Source organism: Streptococcus infantis (assembly GCF_047464415.1).
GTDB classification, from domain to species: Bacteria; Bacillota; Bacilli; order Lactobacillales; family Streptococcaceae; genus Streptococcus; species Streptococcus infantis_AE.
In genome coordinates this window covers 14,234-36,880 of the sequence record NZ_JASHBX010000002.1, presented here as the reverse complement: position 1 = coordinate 36,880, position 22,647 = coordinate 14,234, and the positions used below count along the sequence as shown (strand labels likewise).

Genomic DNA, 22,647 nt, shown 5'->3' with positions numbered 1-22,647 from the left:
TCGTAGCCTTCCTATTCATAAACAAAGTAATCGTCTTTGATACGATCACGAGCTTCTCGCTCTTTAACAGACGTGTAAATCTTGTCGCCCACAATTTCGTTATGGATTTCAAATGTAGCATTTGATAATTGAGAATTCTTCACATCATCACTTAGATTTTCCAAGCTTGATTTCAGACCAGTATTATTCACGCTGGCTGAAGTCGTAATCAAGCTATCAACGCCATAACTTTGGTCTGTGATCGCCATCGCATACTGTTTCGCAACACCGTTGATTCTGCGCACCCAATCAGACATACCGATATACATTCCCTCGCCTGTGAATCCACCAATAGATTTCATCACTCGAGATGGAGAATGAATATCCAGAGCAGAACGCATCACGCTTGCAATATTTGAAGCGATTGAATATGCGAGTGAGTAAAGACTACCAGCCATGCTTGCTAATCCATTATAGAGACCTGAACCTGCATGGACACCGACAGAGTACAGATGGCTAGCTAGTGCATTGAAGATACTCACAATTTGACTATTTGCAGAAGATGAAACACTGACAGCTTGATTCATTCCGCTATTAAAAGCAGAAGAGACGGCAGACATCCCTTGTTGGACATAACTCTTGACCTTGTTCAGAGCACTATCGAATGTCTGAGTCATCTTGTTCCCGCCCGAAGTTGCAGCTTGGTCAACTTTATTCATGCCGTCTGTAACAGCCTTAGAAACACCATTCATGGCATTTGTCGCAGCAGTTTCAGCATTCTTGAAGTTACTTGTGACAGCGTTCGCAACTGCTTGAGAACTGCTTTCAGCATTAGACTGCATAGTAGAAAATGCCGAGGTAGTAGATCCCTGCATACTATTCGCAGAGCCTGTCGCGTTTCCACTCATGGTACTATAGTTACCCGAAACAGCAGCTGCTGTACTGCTAGAGATAGCACTTGCGTTGCTTTGAACAGTCTGGAACGCGGTATTTGAATCTGTTTGAAGTGCTTGTAAATATGAACTAGCACTTGTATTCAATCCACTTAAATTGCTAGTGACATTTGCATTCATAGTAGCTGATTCAGTCGTTGCAGTTGTTTGGGCTTGTTGCATATTTGTGGATACATTACTACTTAATGTCTGCATGTTGGTACCGGCAGCTGCCGCAAGTCCTTGCATGCTTGTATCGACATTTGTACTCATAGTATTTACCTTGGTTTGAGTATCAAGGTTCATTGCATCCATAGAAAGACCGACATTCGTTTGCATAGATTGCGCCTGTAAGGTTGCATTCGTCGACATTTCTGATGTTTTAGCAGAAACATGATCCGACATTTCTGTCGTCTTAGCCTTAACAACTTCGCTTCCTTCGGTTGTTTTTCCGGTGACAAAATCCCACATACCACCGAAGAAATCTCCTACTGCTGAAACAACTCCACTAATTGCTTCAGGAACAGCTGTTAACATCGCCTTACCTAATTCAAAGATAATTTTAGTACCAGCTTCAAGAATTTTCGGCAAACCTGCAATCAAACTGATAACTAATTGAGCAATCAGTTGCAGACCACCCTGAATCAACTGAGGTGCTGCTTGTCTCAAACCGGAAGTAAGAGAAGATACAATTTGAGCTGCTGAAGCTATGATTTGTGGCAAGTTTTGAATCAAACCTGTCACGAGAGACACGATTAGCTGGATACCGCCCTGAATTATTGAAGGCAAATTAGATACCAATCCTTGGATAAAGGATGTGATAACCTGTACTGCAATTTGCAAAATGGTTGGTAATGATTGGACGATACCAGTTACTAGATTTTGTAGGATATGGATTCCATTTTGGATAATCTGTGGCATTTGTTGGCCAAGACCAGTCAAGAATGTCGTCACTGCCTGTTGAGCTGACTGTAAAATCTGTGGAAGATTATTAAGAACGCCCTGAACTAGATTTGCTAGTAATTCAACACCCATACCAAGCAACTGCGGAAGTGCGCTAGCAATAGACTGCACAAATGTTCCAATCACAGTCACTGCTGAACTGATTAGAGATGTAGCATTTTGTCCTACTCCTTGAACCAAACTACCAATCAAATCAACACCAGCCTGTACCAAGACAGGGAACATAGTTGCAAAAGCGCTAGCAAATTTAGCAATTAAATCCGCTCCTGATGCTATCAAAGCAGGAATTTGACTTGTTATACCTGAGACAAGATTTTGAATGATTTGAGGGCCTTTTGTGGTTACTGTGTTTAACAATTGATCTATCTGGGTACCAAACTGATTGTTAATGATTCCTAATCCAGCAACTACGAGCCCAAGGATTGCAGCAGGACCAATAGCAGCCAAAGCTACACTCATGACAGATCCAATTCCTTGCGACATCATGCTAAGAATGCTAATACCTCTGGATGCAGCGTCTCCTAAAACACCAGGAATACCACCTATTTTAGAAGAGAAAACACCGACATCTACCGCAGCATTGAGGAATACTTCACCTATAACACCACCGAAACTACTTATTTTTCCGCCAAGACCACCTAAAATACCTGTCAATTTTGTCAAGCCCTTAGTTGCCGGACTAAACGCTAAAAGCCCACCTAACAAACTAAGGATAGGTGCTGCAGAAGACATCGTTCCTTTGAATTTCTCCATGGCTCCATCTGCCAACTTAGTTCCATTCAAAAAATGGTCTAAAACAGGATTGATAGTAGCCATTGCATCAGTGAAATTTTGAATACCTTGTGATTGACTAAATTTATCTACCAGTTTATCCACATATTTGACGATTGTAGTAAATAATGGCAGTACAGATTCACCAAGCTTTATCTGTAAAGTTTCAAAAGACCCGCTTAAACCTTCAACAGCACCTTTTAAGTTATTTAACTTTTCGGCAGCAACCTGCGCAGCAGTAACCTTACTGATTTCTGCTTGCATTTTGTTTGCGCCATCTGCTCCCTCGTTCATTGCGATAGTTGCAGCACGAACCGCATCCGTACCGAACAATGTCTTCAAAGCTTGTTGTTGCTGTTGTTCTGTTAAACCACTTAAACTATCTTTAAGCACTTGGGAAATCTCAGCAAATGATTTTACTTTACCTTCGGCAGTAAAGAATTTATTAGCACCATCTTCTGTAATGATACCCAACTGCCTCATTGCGTTGTATTGCCCTTTAGTTTGAGGTTGCAAATTCATCAGCATCGTTTTAAGCGATGTACCCGCGTCCGAACCTTTAAGACCATTTTGAGCAAATACTGCCAAGGCGTTAGTTGTATCTCTGAAAGAAAGACCTAAACCACTAGCCACAGGGGCGACTGCAGAAAGACCGTATTTTAATTCGTGCACATCTGTAGCAGATGCGTTTGCTGCTCCTGCTAGTTGGTTTGCTGCATCAACTACCGAAAGATTATCTTTTTTAAATGCATTCAATGCCGTAGATGCTATTTCTGCGGCTTCTTTCAGGTCAAGTTCACCAGCAGTAGCCAAGTTCAAAGCACCTGTCAAACCACCATCTAAAATATCTTTTGTAGATACCCCAGCTTTTGCCAATTCTTCAATGGCATCCGCTGCTTCAGTTGCAGAAAATGCTGTATCAGCACCAGCTTTAATTGCTGCATCGTGAAATTGTTTCATGACGTCAGCACTAGAACCAGTAACAGCCTTGATGCTACTCATGCGTGCTTCAAAGTCTGCTGATTTGGTAATCGCACCACCGATTGCATTCTTAATAAAGTTAAATCCGGCATAAGCTGCTGAAATACCAAGGGCTGTCTTGATAAGATTGCTTGTAGCAGATGCCGCTTGATTTGTATGATTCACAATTCCCATCAGGGCGTTAGTAGCTTTACTACCTGCTTGTTGAAAAGCGTTCCCAAGCCCACTTGAAATTTTGCTCGATAAGGCACTGATTTTACTAATCAGTTTACCACCTAACGAATTTCCGACTTGGGTTGTAAAATTATTTACTTTTCCTAAAGCAGAACTAAAGGTATTTCCTATTGTGCTACCTAATTGTGAAAATTTGTTCGAAATTGGAGATAAAGCACTTGAAATTTTAGAATTTAAACTAGTGAATGCTTGTGTTATTTTTGCTAAACCTGCTTGTATGGGTTCGGGCAATCGTTGACCAATGTTGGATGCGATACGTTGGATTTCACCAAGAGCGATATTCAGACCACCTTTGAATCCTTGGCCTATTTTTTGACCTATTGAAGCATTTGAAGTCGCGAGCTCATTCATCAATTGACCTATTTTTTGAATCATTTGATTCGAACTATTGACCGCAGCTTTCTGTGCATCATCGAACGCTTTCTTTGTATTCGATACAATTTCATTCATTGACTTTTCATAATCTTTAGTATCTGCCCCAATATAAGCGTAAATAGAACCATCAAAACTCATACATCCACCTCCTTCTGTATCTAATTTCTATTTGCAAACATCTGGCTCGCTTTTTCAAGCAATGCCACAAAATCGTTTTTGTTTTTGATTTCTTTCTTTTTATCAGGATGGAAAACCCTTCGGACTTTGTCCTTGTCTCTCTTTTTACTGAGTTTCTTCGCATCGACTTTTTTCGCGTTCAATGTATATCTCAGTTCAAGAGCTAGACCCGAAAGAGCTTCGCGCTCTTCAATTTGTCTATAGTAAAGCCCCTCCAAAATTGCATCAAGCTCCCACTTGTTGCAATTTAAAATTGTTTCTTGGTCTGTAAGACCGAGCTTAGCGCATTCTGTTAAGATACCGCGTTTTCCATCTTGCCAATAATTTCTGAAATTGCTTTGACTTGAGCCTCTGCTGTTTGATCCCCAGCTTCCGCTTGAGCTTGTGCCAATTCTTGCCCAAGTTTCATGTTTTCGATATATTTCAAAATCTTCTTCTTGAAAAAACCTGACTGCACCATTTCTTCTTCAATTTCCTGGAATAGTTCTTCCTGAGGATCATCACTTTCCGATTTTTCAAATCGTGCTTCAATAGCTGCCAAAGCTTCATCTTCAGATACTGCTTTACCTTTTTTACTTGCACAATATTGAATCAAATCAACAATCCCTTGGTCGTCACGATTGACAATTTTGAAGAATAACGCACCAACACCATTTCCAGCCGACTGGCCGTTTGCATCTTTAGTCGCCATATCTTTGTCAATTTTGAACATTAAGCGATAATCAAATTTGATTTCAACGATTTTTTTTGCAACATTAAATTCCATGTGTATATACTCCTTTTACAAACAAAATAAAAAGGTGACCTTTGACAGTCACCCCTCCTTAGATAGATTAGCGCTGGATGTTATCGTAGTCGCCTGTTGTTTCGCCTGGATTTTGGTAAGCGTAGATATTGTTCAACACAGCCAATTCCTCAGCAGACAGTGGGAATTTACCGTCTTGTAAACGGCCAACGATACCAGCAGTGTATGAAAGTTCAACGAATTCTTCCACTCCATCATTGAATTCCACATCATCAGTGATTTTAGCATAGCCAAACTTGGCAGGGTAAGCATCTTTTTTGTTTGGATCTTCCCCAATTTTTTCCTTAACACTTTCATCCACGATTACGCGCCAAATCTTGATTGACTCACCCTTAGCTTGCGCGTCTAAGACAACGTTGATTGATGGATCCATCGGAGCGAAGTATTGAGTCAATTCGATTGAGTGCTCATCACTTGATTTTTCAAGCAAGCGACCTTGTTGTGTTTGCTCATCCTGGTATTCACCACCAAGAGTGGTTGTTCCATCTGTACGGTAAGCAGGAAGTAATGCTCCTTCACCTTTTTCAGCGTGGATTGATTGGATGAAGTAGAATACTTTCTTACCAACGATTGGTTTTGCGGTTGTAATTTTTACTTGTCCTTTTTCAGTCATTTAGCTAGGACCTCCTTATTTATAATATCGTTTCGGTCGTCTTGATAACGATATGATAGACCTCACGACCGATTGAGTTATCCATCAATATAGTTGAAGTAGTTCTTGTGTTGCGCCCTAATAATCGAATAGCCTGCGATTTTACATCTTCAGCGTATGCCCGATTTTTATTACCAGGCAAGTAAATATCAATCTGAACCGTGCTGTCTTCGATTATCAGCCCCGTCTGCGCCGTTTTTGATGTGTCAGATGCAATTCCTCCAATCACCAAAAAAGGCTCGGTTACGGACGAGTTAGGTAGCTTAAAATGGATTGGAACATTCAAGGGTTTCAATTTATTTCTTAAGCTGTTTAATAGTTCAGTTGTTGGAGAATTCATCGTCACCTACTTCCTAAACATTTTGTTAAGGTTATTCATCAATTTTGGATATTCCTCTCTCATCGCTGGTTCCATGAAAGGTTGTGCGGCCATTTTCCGTGTCCCTAACTCGACATATATCGAATAAAAAATAGGCGAAATGACTTTATAACCAAGCATTTTTTCTTGCATCGAGTATATGCTTTCACTCAACCAACCTGTATCCCAAGGAGCATATAGCTTAGCCAAACGTTCGACTCGTAGACTGGAGCGATTCAATTCTCTATCGACAGCAATAGGGGCTTGTCGTCCTTTTCTCTGTGTCTCGCGCAGAAATCTATCCAATCCCTTCACACGATATGTTATGCTCATAGATAAATCACCGTACTATTTTTGTGATGTTTCTTACCTTGGATACTTCGACGTTTACCTTTGTAAATGACCTCTGAGAAACCCGTGTGAATCCCTTGAAGATGTAGTTTAAAGCTATCAAGGTTGTACTTCCCAAAAATACCCATTTGTTCTGCATTCGTCAGAGAGCTTTCCTGACACGGCAGAGGACCAGTTTCATTTTGAATTGTGTCTCCAAAAAGCTCGTCCTTAGGCTCTACTTCTTTGATTAAAATGACTCTTTGGCTATAAATCATAGAATCACCTCCTAAATGAAGCGTGCAACTCCTCGAGCTCGCTTTTTGGTAGCGAGAGAAATAAGAACTTGCTTATCATCTTCGGACAAATAATTGTCTTCCCAAGTGAAAGTACGTCCTTCCTCGCTATCAGCTTTAGCTCCTTCAGAGTTCAGTTTATTAAATCGTTTCACTGCCACATCACGGACGATGTAGGCCACATTGTTTGGAATTTCTGAAATTGATGATTCGGAATAGCGATTGACAAAGGCAAGGATGCGCTCAATACTTTCTTTGATAGTCAAATCCAGCAACTCATCCTGCGCATTATCGCTTACCCCTTTTAGTAATTTGATCTCTTTCAAAACCTCATCCGTATCAATCGCTGTCATTGATTACCCTCCAGGTACTGCTGCAGGAGCCACTTTTTCGATAGTCGTTTCTACGACACCCTGAGGAATTTCTGCAAAGAGTACGTTAGCACCGAAGAATACAGATTCGTAAGTGAGGTTTTTCAGTGCACGGTCGCGAGCAACTGCAATCAAACCAGTTTCATCTGTGAAGTCAGCAAACAATCCACCAAGATCACCGTTTGCAACGTTCAAGTTAGCAAATACAAGGTTTTCAATTGCTGTTGTATAAACCTTACCTTCTGGCACACCGTTCATTACGATGACGTTCTGCATCCCGAGGAAGTTTTTGAGAAGCGTCATACCAAATACATTAGATGCATCAGCTCCAACACTTGCACCGCCTAAGTATGTCGCTACATCCGCAGGAGAAACAAAAGAAACAATTGGAGAGCCTTCAAATTCGTTGAAAGCTGCGATTTTAGCCCATGCTTGAGACAAAGCCCCTTGCAATCCAGCTCCTTTGTTCTTTGTTGGGTTAGCTTTTAGGAATGTGAAGAACTGTTCTTTGATTCCGTTTTGGATTTCGCGCATCAAACGTGTATCAGCTTCTGTGATAGCAACAGATGCACCATGACGTGCAATTGCTTCAGCAGATACAGAACGACGTTTCTTGAACCACGCCACTTCATAAGCATCTTCTTTAGTGCGCACCATTTGAGAAAGCGGGATATCTTCCCCTTCGCCCGGGTTTGTCGCGTTTACATCGGCAGTCCATTTGTAAGTCTGGATTTTAAGATCGTTTGTAAGTTCTTGACGACGGCTAACTCCCAAAAGAGTCAGTAAATCGTTGATGTTTTTAGAAAACTTGTTGACAAAATCAATAGACTTGATTTCACCCAAGTTAGCCATTGTAGTTAGTTTTTGTTCAGCCATGTTCTAGCCCTTTCTAAATAAATCAATATTTTCAGCAATTGCAGCCTGACGTTTGTCAGTGTCTTCAATTGCCATAATTTGTTCTTTCGTGATTCCTGTTGTAGTACCACGACGAGGCGCGCTCTGAACCAGTCGTTCGTTCACACGCTTTTCAACTTCGCTATCAAATACAGTTCGCAAAGCTGTGATTTTAGCTTTCACTTCTTCAGCCGTCGGAGCTAGCACATGATCCAAAAAATCTTGTGGCAATCCTTCATCTGCCAAGAGCGATTGTGTCGCTAGTTTCATCTCACGTTCAGCTATATCCTGCTCGCGCTTTTCCAATTCAGCGATTCGTTTCGCTTCTTCTTCTCTAGCGCGTTCGTCCTTAGTCAGCTTAGCCAGGCGTTCGCCTTCGCTTTTAGCCTGTTCAAGTGCTGTAGCTTGCTCAGCTTCCCATTTAGAGCGTTCAGCAGCTAACATTTTTCCGATTTCAGCGCGGGTAAAAGTGCGTTCGTGCTTCTCGTTACCTGCATTTGATTCTGTTTCTACTTTCTCGTTCTGAGCGTCGACAGTCTCAGTTGATTCAGTAGATACAGTTCCGTTGATTTCTTCTGACATGATTGTCCTCCAGCGATTACGTCGCCACTCGATAATCTCGCTTTACGTCCGGCGACGGAACAATGCAGCTTTTAAAGTCTTCAGCAAAGTTTGGACAATAGAAAAACCGTATCGAAATCGACACGGTTTATAGCAATTTACAGTAATTTATAGCAGTCTATTCCTGCAAGTCAAGACTCTGGATCACCTTCTTTCATTGATTTTTTGATTCCATCAATCATCCCACTGATAATTGAATAGCCTACAACTAATAAAACGAGCAGGACGATTACGCCTGCTGTGATAGATACCAAATTCCAAATAAACATTTTATCTCCTTTCTGAGTATAAGAAAAGCACCTAGATTATTCTAAGTGCTTAAGTAGTGAATTGCATTTTTATATTTTTGAACACGCTCGTAGTCTGTATTGGTAACAGATTTCAAACGTGATAAATCTGAGTTGTGTTTCAAATCTGCAAGTTTTACAACTCTTGCTAAATTATTTGATTTCACTTTTTCGAGATATTCTTGATAACTTTGACCTTTTTTCTTTGTCAAAATTTGTACTGCTGTAACAACTTCATTTGACAAACCCGACGCCAATAAATCATCAGCAGTTACATCACTATCCTCAATCACATCATGCAAAAGAGCGACAGCTTTTTCTTGTTCAGTTTTGACTTGGCTGGCTACATAGAGAGGATGCTGTATGTAATCAACACCCGCTTTATCTACCTGCCCTGCATGTGCTTTTTTAGCAATAGCTAAGGCAATATCAATCATGCCGCTACCATCCTACCAATATAAGCAAATGCATCCTTTTCTGGAATTTCTTCGAAATCCGTGAAGTCATTGAAAAAGATTTTATTAAACCAATCAATGCTATCAACCCACTTTTTTTCGATGTCAAAAACTTGCATGACACCATCGATTAAACGAAGTACTTGAGGATTATTCGTCGTTGTGTGGTAGTATTTAATATTTTTCATATCACTTCACCCTCTCTATATTTTTAGGAATCTCAAGTCCATTACTTAAATCAAGCATTTCTTTAAATAATTTCATGCGCTCTCGATCAGATGTACTCGTATCACGATACTTCTCATAAAGCTCATGTAATGAACCATTCTTTAAATCAAAACTTTCCTGAGTATGATACTGCATTTCAAAGTTGATACCATCTTTTTCAACAACTGTATTCACACCTTTATATGGTCCATCTATTAGCCAAGTATTTTTTACTTTAACAACTTTATACCCCTCTGCAATAAGCTCCTGTTTCATCTTTAAATACTCTTTTGCAAAAGTATCGGGATCGAAAATAGTTGTATACCGCAAAGCATCGTTAATTTTACTTGCAGCCTTTGATAAACTTATATTTTCAGCTTGGCTATCTGTTGTAATTTTACGAGCTAACGACTCAGCTGTTTTCTTTCGAAATTCAAGACCAGCGAGTTTATTTTCACCAGCAATACGTTGCATATCGCTTGTGATTTTTGGCTCTATCTTTGAAATTCGATCCAAAAGTTGTTTACTGTGGTATTCAGCTGTTCCGTCTCTCATACTTAGATTATACACTTCGTTTGAATTATTTTCAAGGCTTCCATCCAATTCCTCCTCATCCGGTATTACACCAGATCGACAGTTAAAATGAAAAGGCGGGGCATTCACTCCAGCTTGCATTTCATCAATCAGATACCGCTTATCCTCTGCACGGATTCTTTTACAAATTTCAGTTGTTCGGTTATCTAGGTGAACCAAAATACGATAGTATTTCAATCCCGCATCCTTGTAGCGCTGGATAGCAGCACGATTGACAATCATCGTCCCATCTGTTCTGATGAGTGTTTCAGCTCGACTATTGGCTACTTTATACTTCTGTGCCAAATCACGCGCCATTGTTCGAGGGTGATCTCCACGAACAAAACCAGTCTTTAAGACTTTTTTCAAATCCTTTACCAGATTATCTGTATTTCCCCACAGCTGTTGGCTATAATTGTAACCGTTAAAAGGCGTTTTAACTAATTCTTTTAAAGCTGGCTCATTGATTGCACCAGTCCGACCACCCATAGCCTTTTTATAGCCCATGAGAGCCATTTTCTGCAAATAGCTTTCAAACTTATCAGCAATAAGACCTCTTGCGACCCCTGCGCGAAATAGCATATCTAACTGCAAAGCATCTAACCTCGTCGCCCTAGAAGATGCATATTGTTCATTCAATCTTTTAAGCAATTCTGGGTCTTTCTCAGCTTGCTCACGATACTTTCTGGCATTCTCTCGGTAATCTGACAGGTCGGTACCTTTCAAGCGTTGTAGCGCCTCCTGATAACTCATTGAGCCATTTTCAGAATACTTGCTGACAAAATCATAAAATGCCTTTTGCATTTCGTTAGCTTGCTCTTGATAGACATTGTTTAATTCTGCAAAAAAATCAATATCTTTTCGATCTAAGTATCGGAAAATTTCATCTGAACGACCTGACCAGTAATCAAGATGGTTTTTGTTCAGCTTCTTGCTCATCATCGACCACCTCATTTACTGGATCTAGCCGTAGTTCAGGCTGTTCTAGGGCTTCTTGCTCTTTCAAACGTTCCAGCTCATCTGCAGCATCTACCCCAGTCACTTGATTCAACAATTCGAAAATAGTCTGGTCGCTGACAATTCCGTACAACGACTTAATCATCTCGACGATTTCTTTTTCATTTTGTGGAACGTTCGGACTAAAAACTACAGATGTTTCATTGATGAGTTCGTATGCTGTATTTTCGTTACCTTGAATCTTCCAAATATTAACCGCTAAACGCAAACGACGCATGAGACCTGCTTCAAACAGGTCTTCTTGTTGCTCCCTGTAGTTATCGCTAGCCATAAGCTTGTATTTCATTGACTCGCCTGACTGCGTACCAGCAAAGCTGTTATCTAGCGTGTCAGGTGTAAATGTAAAGCGTAAAATATCATTTACAAGACGCTGCTTGTATGATTCTGCACCTTGGCTATCATACGACTTGATTAAATAGCTAGCGTCCGGATTAGCTCCGCCCGGGTTTGGATTATCGTCCAAGATAAGGACTTGCGCTTTTTTATACGCCTGCGACACATACAAACGACCATTTGGGTTGATTCGTCCATCTTCCAAGAAGTCATTCTCTTCTGCGCCTGTGTACGGATTCCCCTTAATCATCAAGATAGCATCGTTGCTATTTTGCTGGAAATTAGCGAGTTCAGACTGTGACAAGTCGTATGCATCGATGTTATCCAAAACCGACTCGTAAGAACCTAAACGATCCTCGTTATTGCTATACTCGTTAACTGGTACGGCTTTAAAGTAATGTTCTTGTTCATCCTTAAGCGCCATTTTATCGCTATCCGTGGACTTCCACTCGTAGCTGTAGATACGATCTGCAGTATAGACTTTTATAATCGTCTTACGCTTACTACCTCCATAATCAATATCGTAGTAGTTAACAGCCATGAGTGAGTTTTGCTCGTATGTATCATCATAGATAACAAAAGTCTCTTCTGGTTTTAACTTGTATAGCTTGACCCAAGCCTTGCCATCTCGATTCGTTACAGTCAAAAGTTCATAAGCGCGACCGTACACACACAAGTCTTTCTTGATTGATGAATTGTGTTTTTTCTCGTTATTTTTAGCAGAAAAGTCTTTGATGTTGCCGAGGATTGCTTTGTTCTCATTCTTGTACTCGACTGGATTTCCCAGCATGTAACCTTGTTCAAAAATAGTAATATACTTAGCAAAATCACTAGAAATGCGATTATCTGCCGCAGTTTCATCCGTTTTAGCAGGTCGATACTTGATATTGTTATCGCCTTTGTAGTAACGCTTCAGCTCTTTTAATCGTGGTTGTTGTTCTGTTTTGTGACGATTCACATAGCGTTTTAACTGTTCAATCCAATTATCAGAACCGTATTCGATAGCTTCAAAGTCTTCGAGCATCATCATAAAGTGCTCGTTTGATCTACTGTCAAAGCGAGTGCCATTTAAAAATTTAACTTCCAATTTTACCTCCTAAAATAATAAGACGCATTCTTCATACGGTCTTGTGTTGATTTGCTTTGTAAAATCCTATCTTGCAAAGCATACCTGATCGCATCGATGCAGTGATTGTAACTATCAACCGGCTCGTTGATGTATTCATTTGTCTTCTTGTCCTTCTTCCAAGTGTAATTTTCAAGCTCTTCAATCAGCTTCACGCATCGTTCATCAACTATCCAGTCGTACTGTAAGAGATACTGGATCCCTTGCATAACCGATCCAGGACCTTTCTGCACATCGATAACCCGAGGAATTCCAAGATTTCGCAATTCCTGATTGGATTTCTTTTCTGCGCTATCTGCTCTGATTTGCTCTTTAGCATATCCAAGAGCCTTGATACTCTCCGCAATCTTGTCATTTGTCAATCCTTTTCTTACAAACTCCTCAACAACATATAAGCGCTTGTTAGCATCGTCTATCTTTACATGAAGCAAAGCTGACGGGTCGTTGATAAAGCCATAGTCAAGACCAAAATAAGCCGGCAGATGCGCCAGCTCGTCTTTATTTAACAACCTTTTTTCATACTTTGGAAAGACTAGCTTGTCCAGAGTTGCGAACTCGCCCAGAGCGTAGATCTTATAGTACGCTTCGTTACGATTGGCCAACTCTTCGATATTCTCGATGGTTACTTGGTCTAAAAAGCGATTATCCTTGTATGACGTATGATAAACAACCGTGTTTTTTGGCTTCTTAACAAAAAAAGCGTTGTAGGTCCAGTTGACTTTTGAAACTGGGTTAAACATCAAGAAGATTTGTTTCTGCTTGTGCTTTCTGTCACGCAAGCGCAAAGTCAGCTGCGTATAATCATCAAGCGTAAATTCTGATGCTTCTTCCATGACGATATCTGACACTCCTTTGATAGATTTGATTTTTTCCGGATTGTCTAATCCCTTAAAAATAAACTGTGCACCGTTTGGCAACTCTATGCGGTATGCTGAATTGTTGACCTTGCACTTGTCAAGTAAGCACCAAGAATCTAAGCACTGTTTCACGTCTTCAAAGATTGAGTCGTAAACCGTTGACCCAACCTTTCTCAAAAAGAGAATTTTACGAGGGTATTTCCAATCCTGGCAAGCCTTGTATACTACCTTCTGAATAACTCCGTGACTCTTTCCGCTTGAAGCACCACCGTAGTGAACTTCGGTAAAGGTTGAATAATCCGTCAGCTTGTCATAGATATGCTTGTTAAAAACTCTGCTAGGATATTGAATAACAATATTGATTTTCGGCCTAGTCTTCGTCAGCATCCCAATCACCTACCTTAATTTCGATAGTTCGTTGAGTTATTTCTTGTTTATCTGTCCAAAGCCTGTGACGTTTACCAAGTAGTTCAGCCGCCTTAATTCTATCTTTCGCTCCGACATCTATATCCGTAATCGTTTGACCTAGTTCTCCAATGCTTATCAAGGTCTGCTCTTGCGTCTCTCCTCGCATCACTGAAGTTAGGTAAGTAAGCACCTCTTCCTGTGTTGCAATCTTCTCAGACGCAAGCTGAGCCAGTCTCTCGTCTATATAGGATTTTATTGCAGTATTTTGTAGTAGCTTAGAAGCGTTCGTGTTCGCATACTTAGAGCTATATCCCGCTTTGACAGCCGCCCCTGTTGCATTCCCGCTGATGATGTACTCATCAGCAAATCTTTGTTGTTTTAAAGTTAGTTTAGCGATTTTCCATCACCTCCATTTTTTTACAAAACAAAAAGCCACACAATGTGTGACTTGATGCAAGACCTCTCACAGACTTTGTAGGAATCGAACCCACGATAACAGTTTTGGAGACTGTTGTGTTACCACTACACTAAAAATCTAAATAACGATACCAGGGATTGAACTAAATAATACAAAGAGGAAATCACCAGCCTACTACCCTGATACCGTTAAACATTACAGGAGTCATCAATCCGTTTTATCGTACTTGCTGACAATACCATAATATCACATTAAAAGTTCACTTTAGTTCACTTCGTTCACAATTTTTAGATAAATTTTCAAAGGCAGACTTTCTAATTTTTTGAATAGCACCTCTACTGTATTTTAACTTAGCGCCGACTTCATTCCATGTCATACCATTGATGTAAAATAACCGCATCACGATATTTTCTACCGGATCGTCTAGCGACTCGATTGCTTGCACCAGCTCATCACGTTCTTTATACAAGTCCTGAATTTCTTGATATAGCTGTTCTGATTTATCAATAATCAGAACATTTAATTCTTCTGATTGGTTTTTGTTATTCTTCGACTTTGGCATATTATTAAACTGCTGTCCTTGTAAGATACTCGATTTCAGACTAATAATTTCCTGATGTTTTGACTTTGCTTTAATATCAATATACTGTAACGCTTTTAATCGTTGTTTAATATTTATCGTCAATCGTCCACCTCCTTAATCTCAATGCCAGGGCAATCAAATACCCAGCCGAAGCCAGCTGCTTCAAGTTGTTGTTGGGTAAAGTTTGTAGCTAGGCCGCCCATAGAGAAGAATAGTTTCTTATCCACAGGATTATAATATAGCGGTTGTTTTGTCTCTTTCATCACTACTGTATACCGCTTCTCTTTCTCGACCTCGTAGCCGTCAAGCCAAGCTCGAGCGAAGAGTTCTTGGTTGCTCGTCTTTTTCATCCATAATATAAAATCGAAACTTTGGTTGTTTTCTTTCATAAAGTCTGGATTCATAGCAGTATATAGACTAGTTGTTAAATGTTCTTTACAAACCTCAATCCAATCCGCCACAAACTGCGGAATAGTAACTTTTTCTAGTTCGTCTAGTTGTTCCAAATCTTGTAGAAAAATTTGACGAGCTAGTTCTGCTCCTTCGGCATCCCATACACCCTCAAGTTTTTTATACTTCTCAATTAATCGCTGTACATTCATCTTCTAACTCCTCATTATATTTTTCTACCAATTCATGCAACCACGACCAAGGTTCGGTTTCTTCAACGATTGGGTCAACTTCCCTTTCTTGCAACCAAGCTGAGAAATTAACCACATTATCAATGTAGATTGTGTCGTAATCGCCCCAATCCCAAACAGTTAAATAAATTTCTGTTTCAGTTCCATTTTCATCTTCAACAGTTATTGAACCATTTTCAACCCACGCTGTACCAAAACACAATTCGCAAGTGCCAGTCTGTTCTTCTTGAAAATCTGAATGGTATTCTGTCACTTTATATTTCATCTTCCAACTCCTTAACTTTCCGTCTTAATTCTTTATTCTTTTTCTTCAACAAATCGCGCTCAAGCGCCCTAATCCGTCTCTTTCGTGCATCACACGTCTTCGAATACTCGGCTATCTTCTCTTCGTTTCTCTTGATCGATTGTTTGTACCCTTCAATCATCACTCGCTTGTTGTATTTTATGGTTTATCCTGCCTGTTTCTCGAGCCAGCTAAATAGCAATCCGAACTGCTCTGTCACTAGCTCGTCATCGTTGTATTGTTTGCAAATTTCGCCAATCGTCGTTACTGCCCATAACCAATAAGTGTCCGAACCGAAACCGACCTCTTGGCTCTTCTGATTGCTGCTTGCCATCCATTCAGGAATGACCCTGCTAAAGAAATCGATGTAGTCAATCTTCATGGCAATTCCTCGACCTTGATATAGATTCCGACTGTGTCTGCCCAAAACTTCTCGACAATCTCGCTGGCCACTTGTGCATCGTCTTGCCAGTATCCAAGTTTCGTCATGCAATCCTTGAGCAACTTCTGCAGATTGTCTGTATCTGGCTTTGTGGTCTTGTACTGGCCATCGTAACTTTTTTTGATACGAGGGAAGCACCACTTGACTGTCAGTCGAATCGCTCCTTTAAATTTATCAGGAGGCACATGCTGGGCAAGCAAGCTTTCAAATTTCATCCTGGCATTTTTTAAATCAGTCGGCTCGTAAAAGATTGGCTTTCCAAATTGGACGTTTACCTTTTTTTGTTGGTGTGTTGTAGTCGGAATTTTTTGCATCGGTAAAAAGAATTCAATAGACATTTTTAAAAATGCACTTCCTTTCTTTTTTTAATTTCGCGCTTAGTCCATGATCCTTGTATATGACAGGGTGCGTTTTAAGCAACCCTGTCTATACAGGTATGGACATGATGGACGACAGGACATTATCTATATATATAATATATAGTTGCTTGTCGTTCGACACGACCACGTTTTTATGGTCTTGTCTGTACTTTTTGAGACAAAGACACAACCATAATTTTATGGTGTTGTCGTTTTTTTGACACAAACGGTATTTTACGGTTCTGTCGCATTTTCTTTATTTAAAATAGTGAGCGTATTTTTATCGAGCCAATATTTTTTTGATGTTTTTAACCGTCTTTCGACAGTTTTTATAGACACTCCTAAATATTCAGCTACCTCTTCTTTTGATGGCGGCTCGCCAAAATTCGCATTTTCGATTGCTTCGTCAAACTCTTTCAGCTTTTGCTTTTTGTCTTCCTTTGCGTTCTTTTTGCGAGTTTCTTTAGCTTTCATCCACCCTGGCTTATCATCGTCCAGCTTAATATCAGCCAGCACGCCTGATTCATCAAGCGCGTGTACTGGATAACTGAACCACATGTTGACTGGCTTGAACTTAGCAAACTCTCGAAGCGTGCCCTCGACGCGCCACGCAGTCGCAATTTGGATTTGCTTGCGTACTTCTTCGAGCTTATCTACATAAGGCGCCCGAGCCATTACATCGTCGATACCTTTTTCAAAGTGTGTCCGCATCTGCGCAGGACTCAATAGATCGTCTAAGCCTACATTTTGTTGGTAATAGGCATTGTTTCGCTCTTGCAAGGCTTGTTTGTACACTTCGCACGCTGCTTGATTCAGCCTTTGAGTAAGCAATTCTTCTGACACTTCCAACTCTACTAAGTCGATAAGCGCGTCAGGATCCCGAGCGAATACACCGGAACCACTGGCGCGGTCCATAGACTTCTTGCCACCTTGTGAGCCTTTCGAGTGGTGGTGACAATAGATAACGCTAGAACCTAACTCTGTGGCCACTTTATCGAATTGATTGGTAAAGTGCGCCATCTGGTCCGCACTATTCTCGTCACCAGTCAGGACCTTGTAAATCGGGTCGATGATGACTGCGATATAATTCTTCTTCAAGGCTCGACGAATGAGTTTAGGCGCTAGCTTGTCCATCGGCACGGTTTTTCCACGAAGATTCCAAATATCAATATTCTGGATATTCTGTGGTGGCAATCCCATGGCTTGATAGACATCACGGAAGCGATGGAGGGCAGACGGACGATCTAACTCCAGGTTGACGTACAATACTCGTCCCTGTGTGCAATCCCAACCAAGCCACTTCTTGCCTTCAGCAATAGCGATTGACATTTCAATCAACGCAAATGACTTACCCGCTTTTGAAGGTCCAGCAATCAGCATCTTATGACCTTGACGAAGGACGCCTTTTATCAATTCAGGCGCCAATTCTGGCAAGTTATCCCAGCTGTCGGCCAATCCTTCTGGATCTGGCAAATCATCGTTCAAGTCTTCGATGTACTGGTACCATTCGTCCCAGTCAGCCTTACCGATGTTTGTATCTACTAAGAATTGTTTCTGGCCATTTCGGATAAAACCTGGCATGCGTGATAGCCTACTTGGATTTCGGTTCTGCGTATCGACGATAATTCCATTCTTCTGACAAATCTTATAAAGATAATCAACACGATTACGATATTCTTCGTAGTTCTTAGCGTCTACTTTGACGATGGCATGGAGTGATTTATTCCCGCTATGGACCAAAGCGACGATAGGTAGCTCAAGTTCTTTGTAGATAGCGTTTTGCTTATCGATTGGCATGCTGTCGGATTCGACCAGGGCATATCTGAAATCTGTTACGTTTTCATTTTTTGCGCCTTTTCCATCCATAGGATTGAATCGAACCCATGCACCAGCTTCTTCATGATAGTCTCCCAGAACCGCGCCGATATCGCCATTGCACTGACTCAACTCTTTAATAAGCTGGCCAGCCGTCCGGTCGTAGGCTCCCTTGGTTGGTAGCCATTTGACAATCTCGCCTGTTTCATCGTCAGTCTTTGGATAGCATTCGGTCACATAACCGACGTTTTCGCTGGCTTCAAAGAGTGTTTCAAGGTATTTGATAATTTCCTGAACAGGATTCCAAATCGTCGGCTCATGGATTTCTTTTCCTTCAATCCAGTCTTTGTCGATTACACGATAATCACGGTCAATTGTATCTGTCCAACCTAATTCATGAGCGTTCTCGCTATCGTATCCGGATTGCGACACCCAACCATTTTCTTTTGCTAACTGGGTAATCGTGGCACCGGTCACGATCGTTCCTGCTTCTTCATTGAAGGTATCCCATTTTTTGAAGCATTCAAATTTCTTATACCGGCTGTCGTTTTGTGACCAGTTGTCCCAGTCAGATGCCGTGTATCCTTCGTGCTTCAAGGCCATGCCCACCGACAACCACCCCTCATATGAGAGGGTGGCTGGGTCAATATAATTTAATAATGGTAATAAATCAAATTTTTCTTCTGACATTTTTTTCCTTTGCTTTGTTTGCTATTTTTTCAGCGCTCCAACCAAGCCTTAATTGATTATTAACAGTCCAATACGTAACGTTCAATAAATCTGCAAATTCTGACATTGTATATCTGTTACCTTTATATTCAATCATATGGTTATTAGTCTTATTGTTGGCCTGTTCTTTTGAATCTGCCCATCGACAATTATCTGGAGTATAATTTCTTTTAGGGTCTATCCTATCAATAGACAAGTTATCAGCATATCCATTAGACAGCGCCCAATCTCTAAACTTAATAAAGGTATGCCAATCAGAACATATTTTAATACCTCGACCGCCGTAGTAAGAATAATTGTCGTTATCCTTTTTATAACAACGGTTGTGCATACCACGCCAAATACGATAAAGCCTTGTTTTAGCATAACCTTGCGCAACTTCGCTCTTTCTAGCACATCCACATGATTTAGTGTAACCGTTACGGAGCTTACTTCCAATCACTGTTGCCTTATTGCCACAATCGCATTCACAATCCCATCTAGCATTACCGCTTTTTGAATTTTGAGAATTGCGAGATATAACGACTAAATTACCAAATCGTTGACCTATCATAGTTTTTAGTTGATTATCTTTTCCCATTCTTGCACGCTCCTGTTCTGACTTCTTCTCTCACGATTGCACCATGCTCATCAATCAAGCAATTTAAACGGTGTCTAATTAGATTAAGCAATGCCCAATGCGAGCTATGTTGTGTGATTAAATCTAAATACGTCTCCGGTTTGTCGATGTCAGGAGCAACCGATAACCATTCATGTAGAATATCTAATGAATCTTGTACTTCACTAACATAAGCAACTAATTCTTCGTAACTGTTTAAAATATTTCTTTGAGCCATAATAAAAACACTCCTTGTGTACCTTGAAAAGAAGTGTCTCGCATGATATAATATTTCATGCGGAAACACTTTCTGCAGCGATAGGGTAAAGCTGATGTTTGGCGACAGGGGCTTTATCCTATTTTTTATGTTCAGACTGTAAAAGTTTTATACCTCTAATAATAACATCTGTCTTGTTAGTGTTGAGTTTATCAGCTAACGCCTGTAACTCCTCTGCTTCAGATTTAGTTAATCTAATTTCAAGACGAACATTTTTAGGATTGGAACTTTTAGGCCTTCCTGTTCGTGGGCTCATTCAATCACCTCTTTTCTGCCCGTACGATAAATTATATAACTGTACGGGCAATTAGTCAAGTGTTTTTATTAAATTTTCAAAGAACTTTTTTAATTTGGCACATATTCAGCTGGTCGCACGCCTGCTGGCATTCGCCAGCCGTTCGCTGCGATACGATCAATCATATTTCTAGCGTGGTCAAATTGCCACATACCGACATCTTTGAAACCACGACCTTCTAAGAACCGAATCTGTTTTGGTGTCGTCAACCCTTCTGATTGTCGTTTGTGCAATCTATCTAGTAATAGATTAGCTTTTCCAGCGTTGCCTATTTCGTCAGTAAAGATACCATACTTCTCAAGCGCTTTGATTTGTTTACCACTAGCAGGTGCCATCTCCCATCCAAAGTTAGGTACATAGTTTGACAAATCTTCAGCATGAATAGACATTTCGAATTGTAATGGATCTACTAACTTGCGCTTGCGTTTGCGCATTTCTGCAAGTTGTTTGGCTAAAGCCTCTTCACGCTGAGCGACTACATCTTCTGCTGCCTTCACTTCCATATCTTCAAGGTCAAGCATGACTCCGGTTTGCTCTTCCATATTCTCAACCATTTTTTGAGCGACTTCTGGAGTCTCACAAATCAAGTGAGCTGGACGGCATAGCTCGTGGCGTTCTGTATGCCAGAGAAAATCCAGTAAGAGTAGTTCTTCCTTGCCCGGGTGCAAGCGAGTCCCACGCCCTACCATCTGTGAGTAAAGGGCACGCACCTTAGTAGGTCGTAGCACGACTACGCAGTCTACTGACGGACAATCCCATCCTTCTGTTAGAAGCATGGAATTACAAAGAACGTTGTAGCGATCTTTCTCGAAGTCTTCCAGGATCTCTGCACGATCCTTGGACTCTCCATTTACTTCAGCAGCACGAAAACCTTTTGCGTTTAAGATGTCACGGAACTTTTGCGATGTCTTGACCAATGGTAAGAATACAACTGTTTTACGGTCTGCACATTGCTTGGCCATTTCATCTGCTATCTGCTCCAGATATGGATCTAGTGCCGTTCCGACATCGCTTGCCTTGAAATCACCCGCTGACATACTGACATTTGACAAATCCAAGCTAAGCGGGATTGTCAAAGCCTTGATTTTTGATAGATACCCTTCTTGGATAGCCTGGACTAACGAATATTCATAGGCTAAACTATCGAAGTAAGAGCCAAGGTTCTTCATGTCTCCACGATCTGGCGTGGCAGTCACTCCCAGTACATTCGATTGTTCAAAATAACCAAGCACACGTTGGTAGCCATCTGAAATAGCGTGATGGGCTTCATCGACTACAATCGTATCAAACCAATCCGGAGGGAATTGACTAAGTCGTTTCTCTCTCTGCATAGTCTGAACAGAACCGACGACTACTCGATACCATGAGCCGATAGAGGTGTTTTCAGCTTTTTCTAATGCTGTCCCTAATCCCGTTGCAGTCTTAAGCTTATCGCTAGCCTGCTCTAACAATTCAGACCTATGAGCAAGGACAAGCACACGCTTGCCCTCTTTCACTTGGTCTTCAATGATTTTGGAGAAGACGATTGTCTTCCCACATCCTGTCGGTAATACTAAGAGCGTGCGCTTGCGACCTTTAGCCCATTCGGCTTGAACAGCTTCCCGTGCTTCCTGTTGATAAGGTCTTAATTGCATCCCTTACCTCCTAGAATTGCCCAGCTTGGTATCCAGCTTGTGGTTGTTGCGCAAAGTTTTGCTGTTGTGGCTGCTGCTGTTGTTGGTAGCTTGTTTGTGTAGCTTGCCCAGGTTGCTGATTCAACACTTTTGTATAATCAACGTCTTCAGGGTAGAGCATAGATTTGACTTCGTTGTAATTGTTGTTATTGTATTGTCGAGTTCCGACTTTACATACACCGGTTGCGCCAATGATTGTATTCCAGTTCATGCGAAGTGGTTCGCCTTTTTTCTTTTGACCAATTGCGGCAAAGAAAGCAGATAACATTCCTTCAGTTGTGCTATGTAAGAATAGATTGTGGCGCAGTTCAGTTTCACCTTCGTTAGCTACAATCTTGATACTGACGATAGCCTTGTTACAAGCTGGCAATTTGCCGGGATTTTGTGGATTTGGCGTGTGACGTGTACGCTCCATGCCAACGACTGTGAAAAAGTACAATCCGTCAGGCAAAAGGATAAAATCCGAGTCTTTTTCAATTGTGTCTTCCCATCCAATTTCGTGTTCAAAGTTGTTGTATTGTTGTTGTGTCAT

At 40.9% G+C, this 22,647-nt stretch carries 28 protein-coding genes and 1 tRNA gene; all 29 read right to left on the bottom strand.

Annotation, left to right across the window (positions count from 1 at the left end; genetic code table 11):
* Positions 1-11: 11 nt before the first annotated feature.
* Positions 12-4,373, bottom strand: coding sequence for a phage tail tape measure protein (locus QM460_RS01645; RefSeq protein ID WP_414289005.1), 4,362 nt, complete (start codon positions 4,371-4,373; stop codon positions 12-14).
* A 20-nt stretch (positions 4,374-4,393) separates the two neighbouring features.
* The gene (locus QM460_RS01640) at positions 4,394-4,630 is read right to left on the bottom strand and encodes a hypothetical protein (protein WP_414289003.1); all 237 of its coding nucleotides are present in this window, start codon (positions 4,628-4,630) and stop codon (positions 4,394-4,396) included.
* A 74-nt stretch (positions 4,631-4,704) separates the two neighbouring features.
* The gene (locus tag QM460_RS01635; RefSeq protein ID WP_414289001.1) at positions 4,705-5,178 is read right to left on the bottom strand and encodes a tail assembly chaperone; all 474 of its coding nucleotides are present in this window, start codon (positions 5,176-5,178) and stop codon (positions 4,705-4,707) included.
* 67 nt (positions 5,179-5,245) lie between these two features.
* Positions 5,246-5,830, bottom strand: coding sequence for a phage major tail protein, TP901-1 family (locus QM460_RS01630; RefSeq protein WP_414288999.1), 585 nt, complete (start codon positions 5,828-5,830; stop codon positions 5,246-5,248).
* 19 nt (positions 5,831-5,849) lie between these two features.
* Positions 5,850-6,209: a hypothetical protein gene (locus tag QM460_RS01625; RefSeq protein ID WP_414288997.1), complete on the bottom strand. Its 360-nt coding sequence runs from the start codon at positions 6,207-6,209 to the stop codon at positions 5,850-5,852.
* 6 nt (positions 6,210-6,215) lie between these two features.
* The gene (locus QM460_RS01620; RefSeq protein ID WP_414288995.1) at positions 6,216-6,560 is read right to left on the bottom strand and encodes an HK97-gp10 family putative phage morphogenesis protein; all 345 of its coding nucleotides are present in this window, start codon (positions 6,558-6,560) and stop codon (positions 6,216-6,218) included.
* Positions 6,557-6,835: a hypothetical protein gene (locus QM460_RS01615; RefSeq protein ID WP_414288994.1), complete on the bottom strand. Its 279-nt coding sequence runs from the start codon at positions 6,833-6,835 to the stop codon at positions 6,557-6,559. Before QM460_RS01615 ends, QM460_RS01620 begins: the two co-directional genes overlap by 4 nt.
* Positions 6,836-6,846: 11 nt before the next feature.
* On the bottom strand, positions 6,847-7,197 hold the full coding sequence (locus QM460_RS01610) for a phage head-tail connector protein (protein WP_414289129.1): 351 nt from the start codon (positions 7,195-7,197) through the stop codon (positions 6,847-6,849).
* A 12-nt stretch (positions 7,198-7,209) separates the two neighbouring features.
* Positions 7,210-8,100, bottom strand: a complete 891-nt coding sequence (locus tag QM460_RS01605; RefSeq protein ID WP_414288992.1) for a phage capsid protein — start codon at positions 8,098-8,100, stop codon at positions 7,210-7,212.
* Positions 8,101-8,103: 3 nt separating this feature from the next.
* The gene (locus QM460_RS01600) at positions 8,104-8,700 is read right to left on the bottom strand and encodes a DUF4355 domain-containing protein (protein ID WP_414288990.1); all 597 of its coding nucleotides are present in this window, start codon (positions 8,698-8,700) and stop codon (positions 8,104-8,106) included.
* A gap of 170 nt (positions 8,701-8,870) precedes the next feature.
* A complete protein-coding gene (locus tag QM460_RS01595) occupies positions 8,871-9,008 on the bottom strand; it encodes a hypothetical protein (protein WP_247931629.1) in 138 nt (45 codons plus the stop codon).
* A gap of 41 nt (positions 9,009-9,049) precedes the next feature.
* Positions 9,050-9,463, bottom strand: a complete 414-nt coding sequence (locus QM460_RS01590; protein ID WP_414288988.1) for an HD domain-containing protein — start codon at positions 9,461-9,463, stop codon at positions 9,050-9,052.
* On the bottom strand, positions 9,460-9,669 hold the full coding sequence (locus QM460_RS01585) for a hypothetical protein (RefSeq protein ID WP_414288987.1): 210 nt from the start codon (positions 9,667-9,669) through the stop codon (positions 9,460-9,462). Before QM460_RS01585 ends, QM460_RS01590 begins: the two co-directional genes overlap by 4 nt.
* A 1-nt stretch (position 9,670) precedes the next feature.
* On the bottom strand, positions 9,671-11,203 hold the full coding sequence (locus QM460_RS01580) for a minor capsid protein (protein WP_414288986.1): 1,533 nt from the start codon (positions 11,201-11,203) through the stop codon (positions 9,671-9,673).
* Positions 11,169-12,641, bottom strand: a complete 1,473-nt coding sequence (locus tag QM460_RS01575; protein WP_414289128.1) for a phage portal protein — start codon at positions 12,639-12,641, stop codon at positions 11,169-11,171. The genes QM460_RS01580 and QM460_RS01575 overlap by 35 nt, the downstream gene beginning before the upstream one ends.
* Before the next feature lie 59 nt (positions 12,642-12,700).
* Positions 12,701-13,981, bottom strand: coding sequence for a PBSX family phage terminase large subunit (locus tag QM460_RS01570; RefSeq protein ID WP_414288984.1), 1,281 nt, complete (start codon positions 13,979-13,981; stop codon positions 12,701-12,703).
* The gene (locus QM460_RS01565; protein ID WP_414289127.1) at positions 13,965-14,399 is read right to left on the bottom strand and encodes a terminase small subunit; all 435 of its coding nucleotides are present in this window, start codon (positions 14,397-14,399) and stop codon (positions 13,965-13,967) included. The genes QM460_RS01570 and QM460_RS01565 overlap by 17 nt, the downstream gene beginning before the upstream one ends.
* 69 nt (positions 14,400-14,468) lie before the next feature.
* Positions 14,469-14,539: transfer RNA gene (locus QM460_RS01560), tRNA-Trp, on the bottom strand.
* 140 nt (positions 14,540-14,679) lie between these two features.
* Complete coding sequence (locus tag QM460_RS01555; protein ID WP_414288982.1) at positions 14,680-15,105, bottom strand: DUF1492 domain-containing protein; 426 nt, start codon at positions 15,103-15,105, stop codon at positions 14,680-14,682.
* Positions 15,102-15,605: a DUF1642 domain-containing protein gene (locus tag QM460_RS01550; RefSeq protein WP_414288981.1), complete on the bottom strand. Its 504-nt coding sequence runs from the start codon at positions 15,603-15,605 to the stop codon at positions 15,102-15,104. Before QM460_RS01550 ends, QM460_RS01555 begins: the two co-directional genes overlap by 4 nt.
* Positions 15,583-15,909: a hypothetical protein gene (locus tag QM460_RS01545; protein ID WP_414288979.1), complete on the bottom strand. Its 327-nt coding sequence runs from the start codon at positions 15,907-15,909 to the stop codon at positions 15,583-15,585. Before QM460_RS01545 ends, QM460_RS01550 begins: the two co-directional genes overlap by 23 nt.
* A gap of 184 nt (positions 15,910-16,093) precedes the next feature.
* On the bottom strand, positions 16,094-16,309 hold the full coding sequence (locus QM460_RS01540) for a hypothetical protein (protein ID WP_414288977.1): 216 nt from the start codon (positions 16,307-16,309) through the stop codon (positions 16,094-16,096).
* Positions 16,306-16,707 (bottom strand): RusA family crossover junction endodeoxyribonuclease, encoded by a 402-nt coding sequence (locus tag QM460_RS01535; protein WP_414288975.1) that lies wholly within the window; start codon positions 16,705-16,707, stop codon positions 16,306-16,308. The genes QM460_RS01540 and QM460_RS01535 overlap by 4 nt, the downstream gene beginning before the upstream one ends.
* A 255-nt stretch (positions 16,708-16,962) precedes the next feature.
* A complete protein-coding gene (locus tag QM460_RS01530; protein ID WP_414288974.1) occupies positions 16,963-19,233 on the bottom strand; it encodes an AAA family ATPase in 2,271 nt (756 codons plus the stop codon).
* Entirely contained in the window at positions 19,214-19,852 is a 639-nt protein-coding gene (locus QM460_RS01525; protein WP_261098273.1) for a hypothetical protein, read from the bottom strand. Before QM460_RS01525 ends, QM460_RS01530 begins: the two co-directional genes overlap by 20 nt.
* On the bottom strand, positions 19,839-20,108 hold the full coding sequence (locus QM460_RS01520) for a hypothetical protein (RefSeq protein WP_414288972.1): 270 nt from the start codon (positions 20,106-20,108) through the stop codon (positions 19,839-19,841). The genes QM460_RS01525 and QM460_RS01520 overlap by 14 nt, the downstream gene beginning before the upstream one ends.
* Before the next feature lie 118 nt (positions 20,109-20,226).
* Positions 20,227-20,403: a hypothetical protein gene (locus tag QM460_RS01515; RefSeq protein WP_191619980.1), complete on the bottom strand. Its 177-nt coding sequence runs from the start codon at positions 20,401-20,403 to the stop codon at positions 20,227-20,229.
* Between the two features lie 89 nt (positions 20,404-20,492).
* Positions 20,493-22,076: a DEAD/DEAH box helicase gene (locus QM460_RS01510; RefSeq protein WP_414288970.1), complete on the bottom strand. Its 1,584-nt coding sequence runs from the start codon at positions 22,074-22,076 to the stop codon at positions 20,493-20,495.
* 10 nt (positions 22,077-22,086) lie between these two features.
* On the bottom strand, positions 22,087-22,647 hold the full coding sequence (locus QM460_RS01505; protein WP_414288968.1) for a hypothetical protein: 561 nt from the start codon (positions 22,645-22,647) through the stop codon (positions 22,087-22,089).

Excerpts from the sequence above, each read along its gene's own strand:
- QM460_RS01520 (WP_414288972.1), bottom strand. The coding sequence starts at position 20,108 with ATGGCTCAAAGAAATATTTTAAACAGTTACGAAGAATTAGTTGCTTAT.
- QM460_RS01525 (WP_261098273.1), bottom strand. The coding sequence starts at position 19,852 with ATGGGAAAAGATAATCAACTAAAAACTATGATAGGTCAACGATTTGGT.
- QM460_RS01580 (WP_414288986.1), bottom strand. The coding sequence starts at position 11,203 with ATGATGAGCAAGAAGCTGAACAAAAACCATCTTGATTACTGGTCAGGT.
- QM460_RS01545 (WP_414288979.1), bottom strand. The coding sequence starts at position 15,909 with ATGAAATATAAAGTGACAGAATACCATTCAGATTTTCAAGAAGAACAG.
- QM460_RS01600 (WP_414288990.1), bottom strand. The coding sequence starts at position 8,700 with ATGTCAGAAGAAATCAACGGAACTGTATCTACTGAATCAACTGAGACT.
- QM460_RS01605 (WP_414288992.1), bottom strand. The coding sequence starts at position 8,100 with ATGGCTGAACAAAAACTAACTACAATGGCTAACTTGGGTGAAATCAAG.
- QM460_RS01550 (WP_414288981.1), bottom strand. The coding sequence starts at position 15,605 with ATGAATGTACAGCGATTAATTGAGAAGTATAAAAAACTTGAGGGTGTA.
- QM460_RS01635 (WP_414289001.1), bottom strand. The coding sequence starts at position 5,178 with ATGGAATTTAATGTTGCAAAAAAAATCGTTGAAATCAAATTTGATTAT.
- QM460_RS01575 (WP_414289128.1), bottom strand. The coding sequence starts at position 12,641 with ATGATGATGCTCGAAGACTTTGAAGCTATCGAATACGGTTCTGATAAT.
- QM460_RS01570 (WP_414288984.1), bottom strand. The coding sequence starts at position 13,981 with ATGCTGACGAAGACTAGGCCGAAAATCAATATTGTTATTCAATATCCT.
- QM460_RS01535 (WP_414288975.1), bottom strand. The coding sequence starts at position 16,707 with ATGTCTATTGAATTCTTTTTACCGATGCAAAAAATTCCGACTACAACA.
- QM460_RS01505 (WP_414288968.1), bottom strand. The coding sequence starts at position 22,647 with ATGACACAACAACAATACAACAACTTTGAACACGAAATTGGATGGGAA.
- QM460_RS01615 (WP_414288994.1), bottom strand. The coding sequence starts at position 6,835 with ATGATTTATAGCCAAAGAGTCATTTTAATCAAAGAAGTAGAGCCTAAG.
- QM460_RS01540 (WP_414288977.1), bottom strand. The coding sequence starts at position 16,309 with ATGAAGATTGACTACATCGATTTCTTTAGCAGGGTCATTCCTGAATGG.
- QM460_RS01630 (WP_414288999.1), bottom strand. The coding sequence starts at position 5,830 with ATGACTGAAAAAGGACAAGTAAAAATTACAACCGCAAAACCAATCGTT.
- QM460_RS01590 (WP_414288988.1), bottom strand. The coding sequence starts at position 9,463 with ATGATTGATATTGCCTTAGCTATTGCTAAAAAAGCACATGCAGGGCAG.
- QM460_RS01530 (WP_414288974.1), bottom strand. The coding sequence starts at position 19,233 with ATGTCAGAAGAAAAATTTGATTTATTACCATTATTAAATTATATTGAC.
- QM460_RS01645 (WP_414289005.1), bottom strand. The coding sequence starts at position 4,373 with ATGAGTTTTGATGGTTCTATTTACGCTTATATTGGGGCAGATACTAAA.
- QM460_RS01585 (WP_414288987.1), bottom strand. The coding sequence starts at position 9,669 with ATGAAAAATATTAAATACTACCACACAACGACGAATAATCCTCAAGTA.
- QM460_RS01510 (WP_414288970.1), bottom strand. The coding sequence starts at position 22,076 with ATGCAATTAAGACCTTATCAACAGGAAGCACGGGAAGCTGTTCAAGCC.
- QM460_RS01625 (WP_414288997.1), bottom strand. The coding sequence starts at position 6,209 with ATGAATTCTCCAACAACTGAACTATTAAACAGCTTAAGAAATAAATTG.
- QM460_RS01595 (WP_247931629.1), bottom strand. The coding sequence starts at position 9,008 with ATGTTTATTTGGAATTTGGTATCTATCACAGCAGGCGTAATCGTCCTG.
- QM460_RS01620 (WP_414288995.1), bottom strand. The coding sequence starts at position 6,560 with ATGAGCATAACATATCGTGTGAAGGGATTGGATAGATTTCTGCGCGAG.
- QM460_RS01515 (WP_191619980.1), bottom strand. The coding sequence starts at position 20,403 with ATGAGCCCACGAACAGGAAGGCCTAAAAGTTCCAATCCTAAAAATGTT.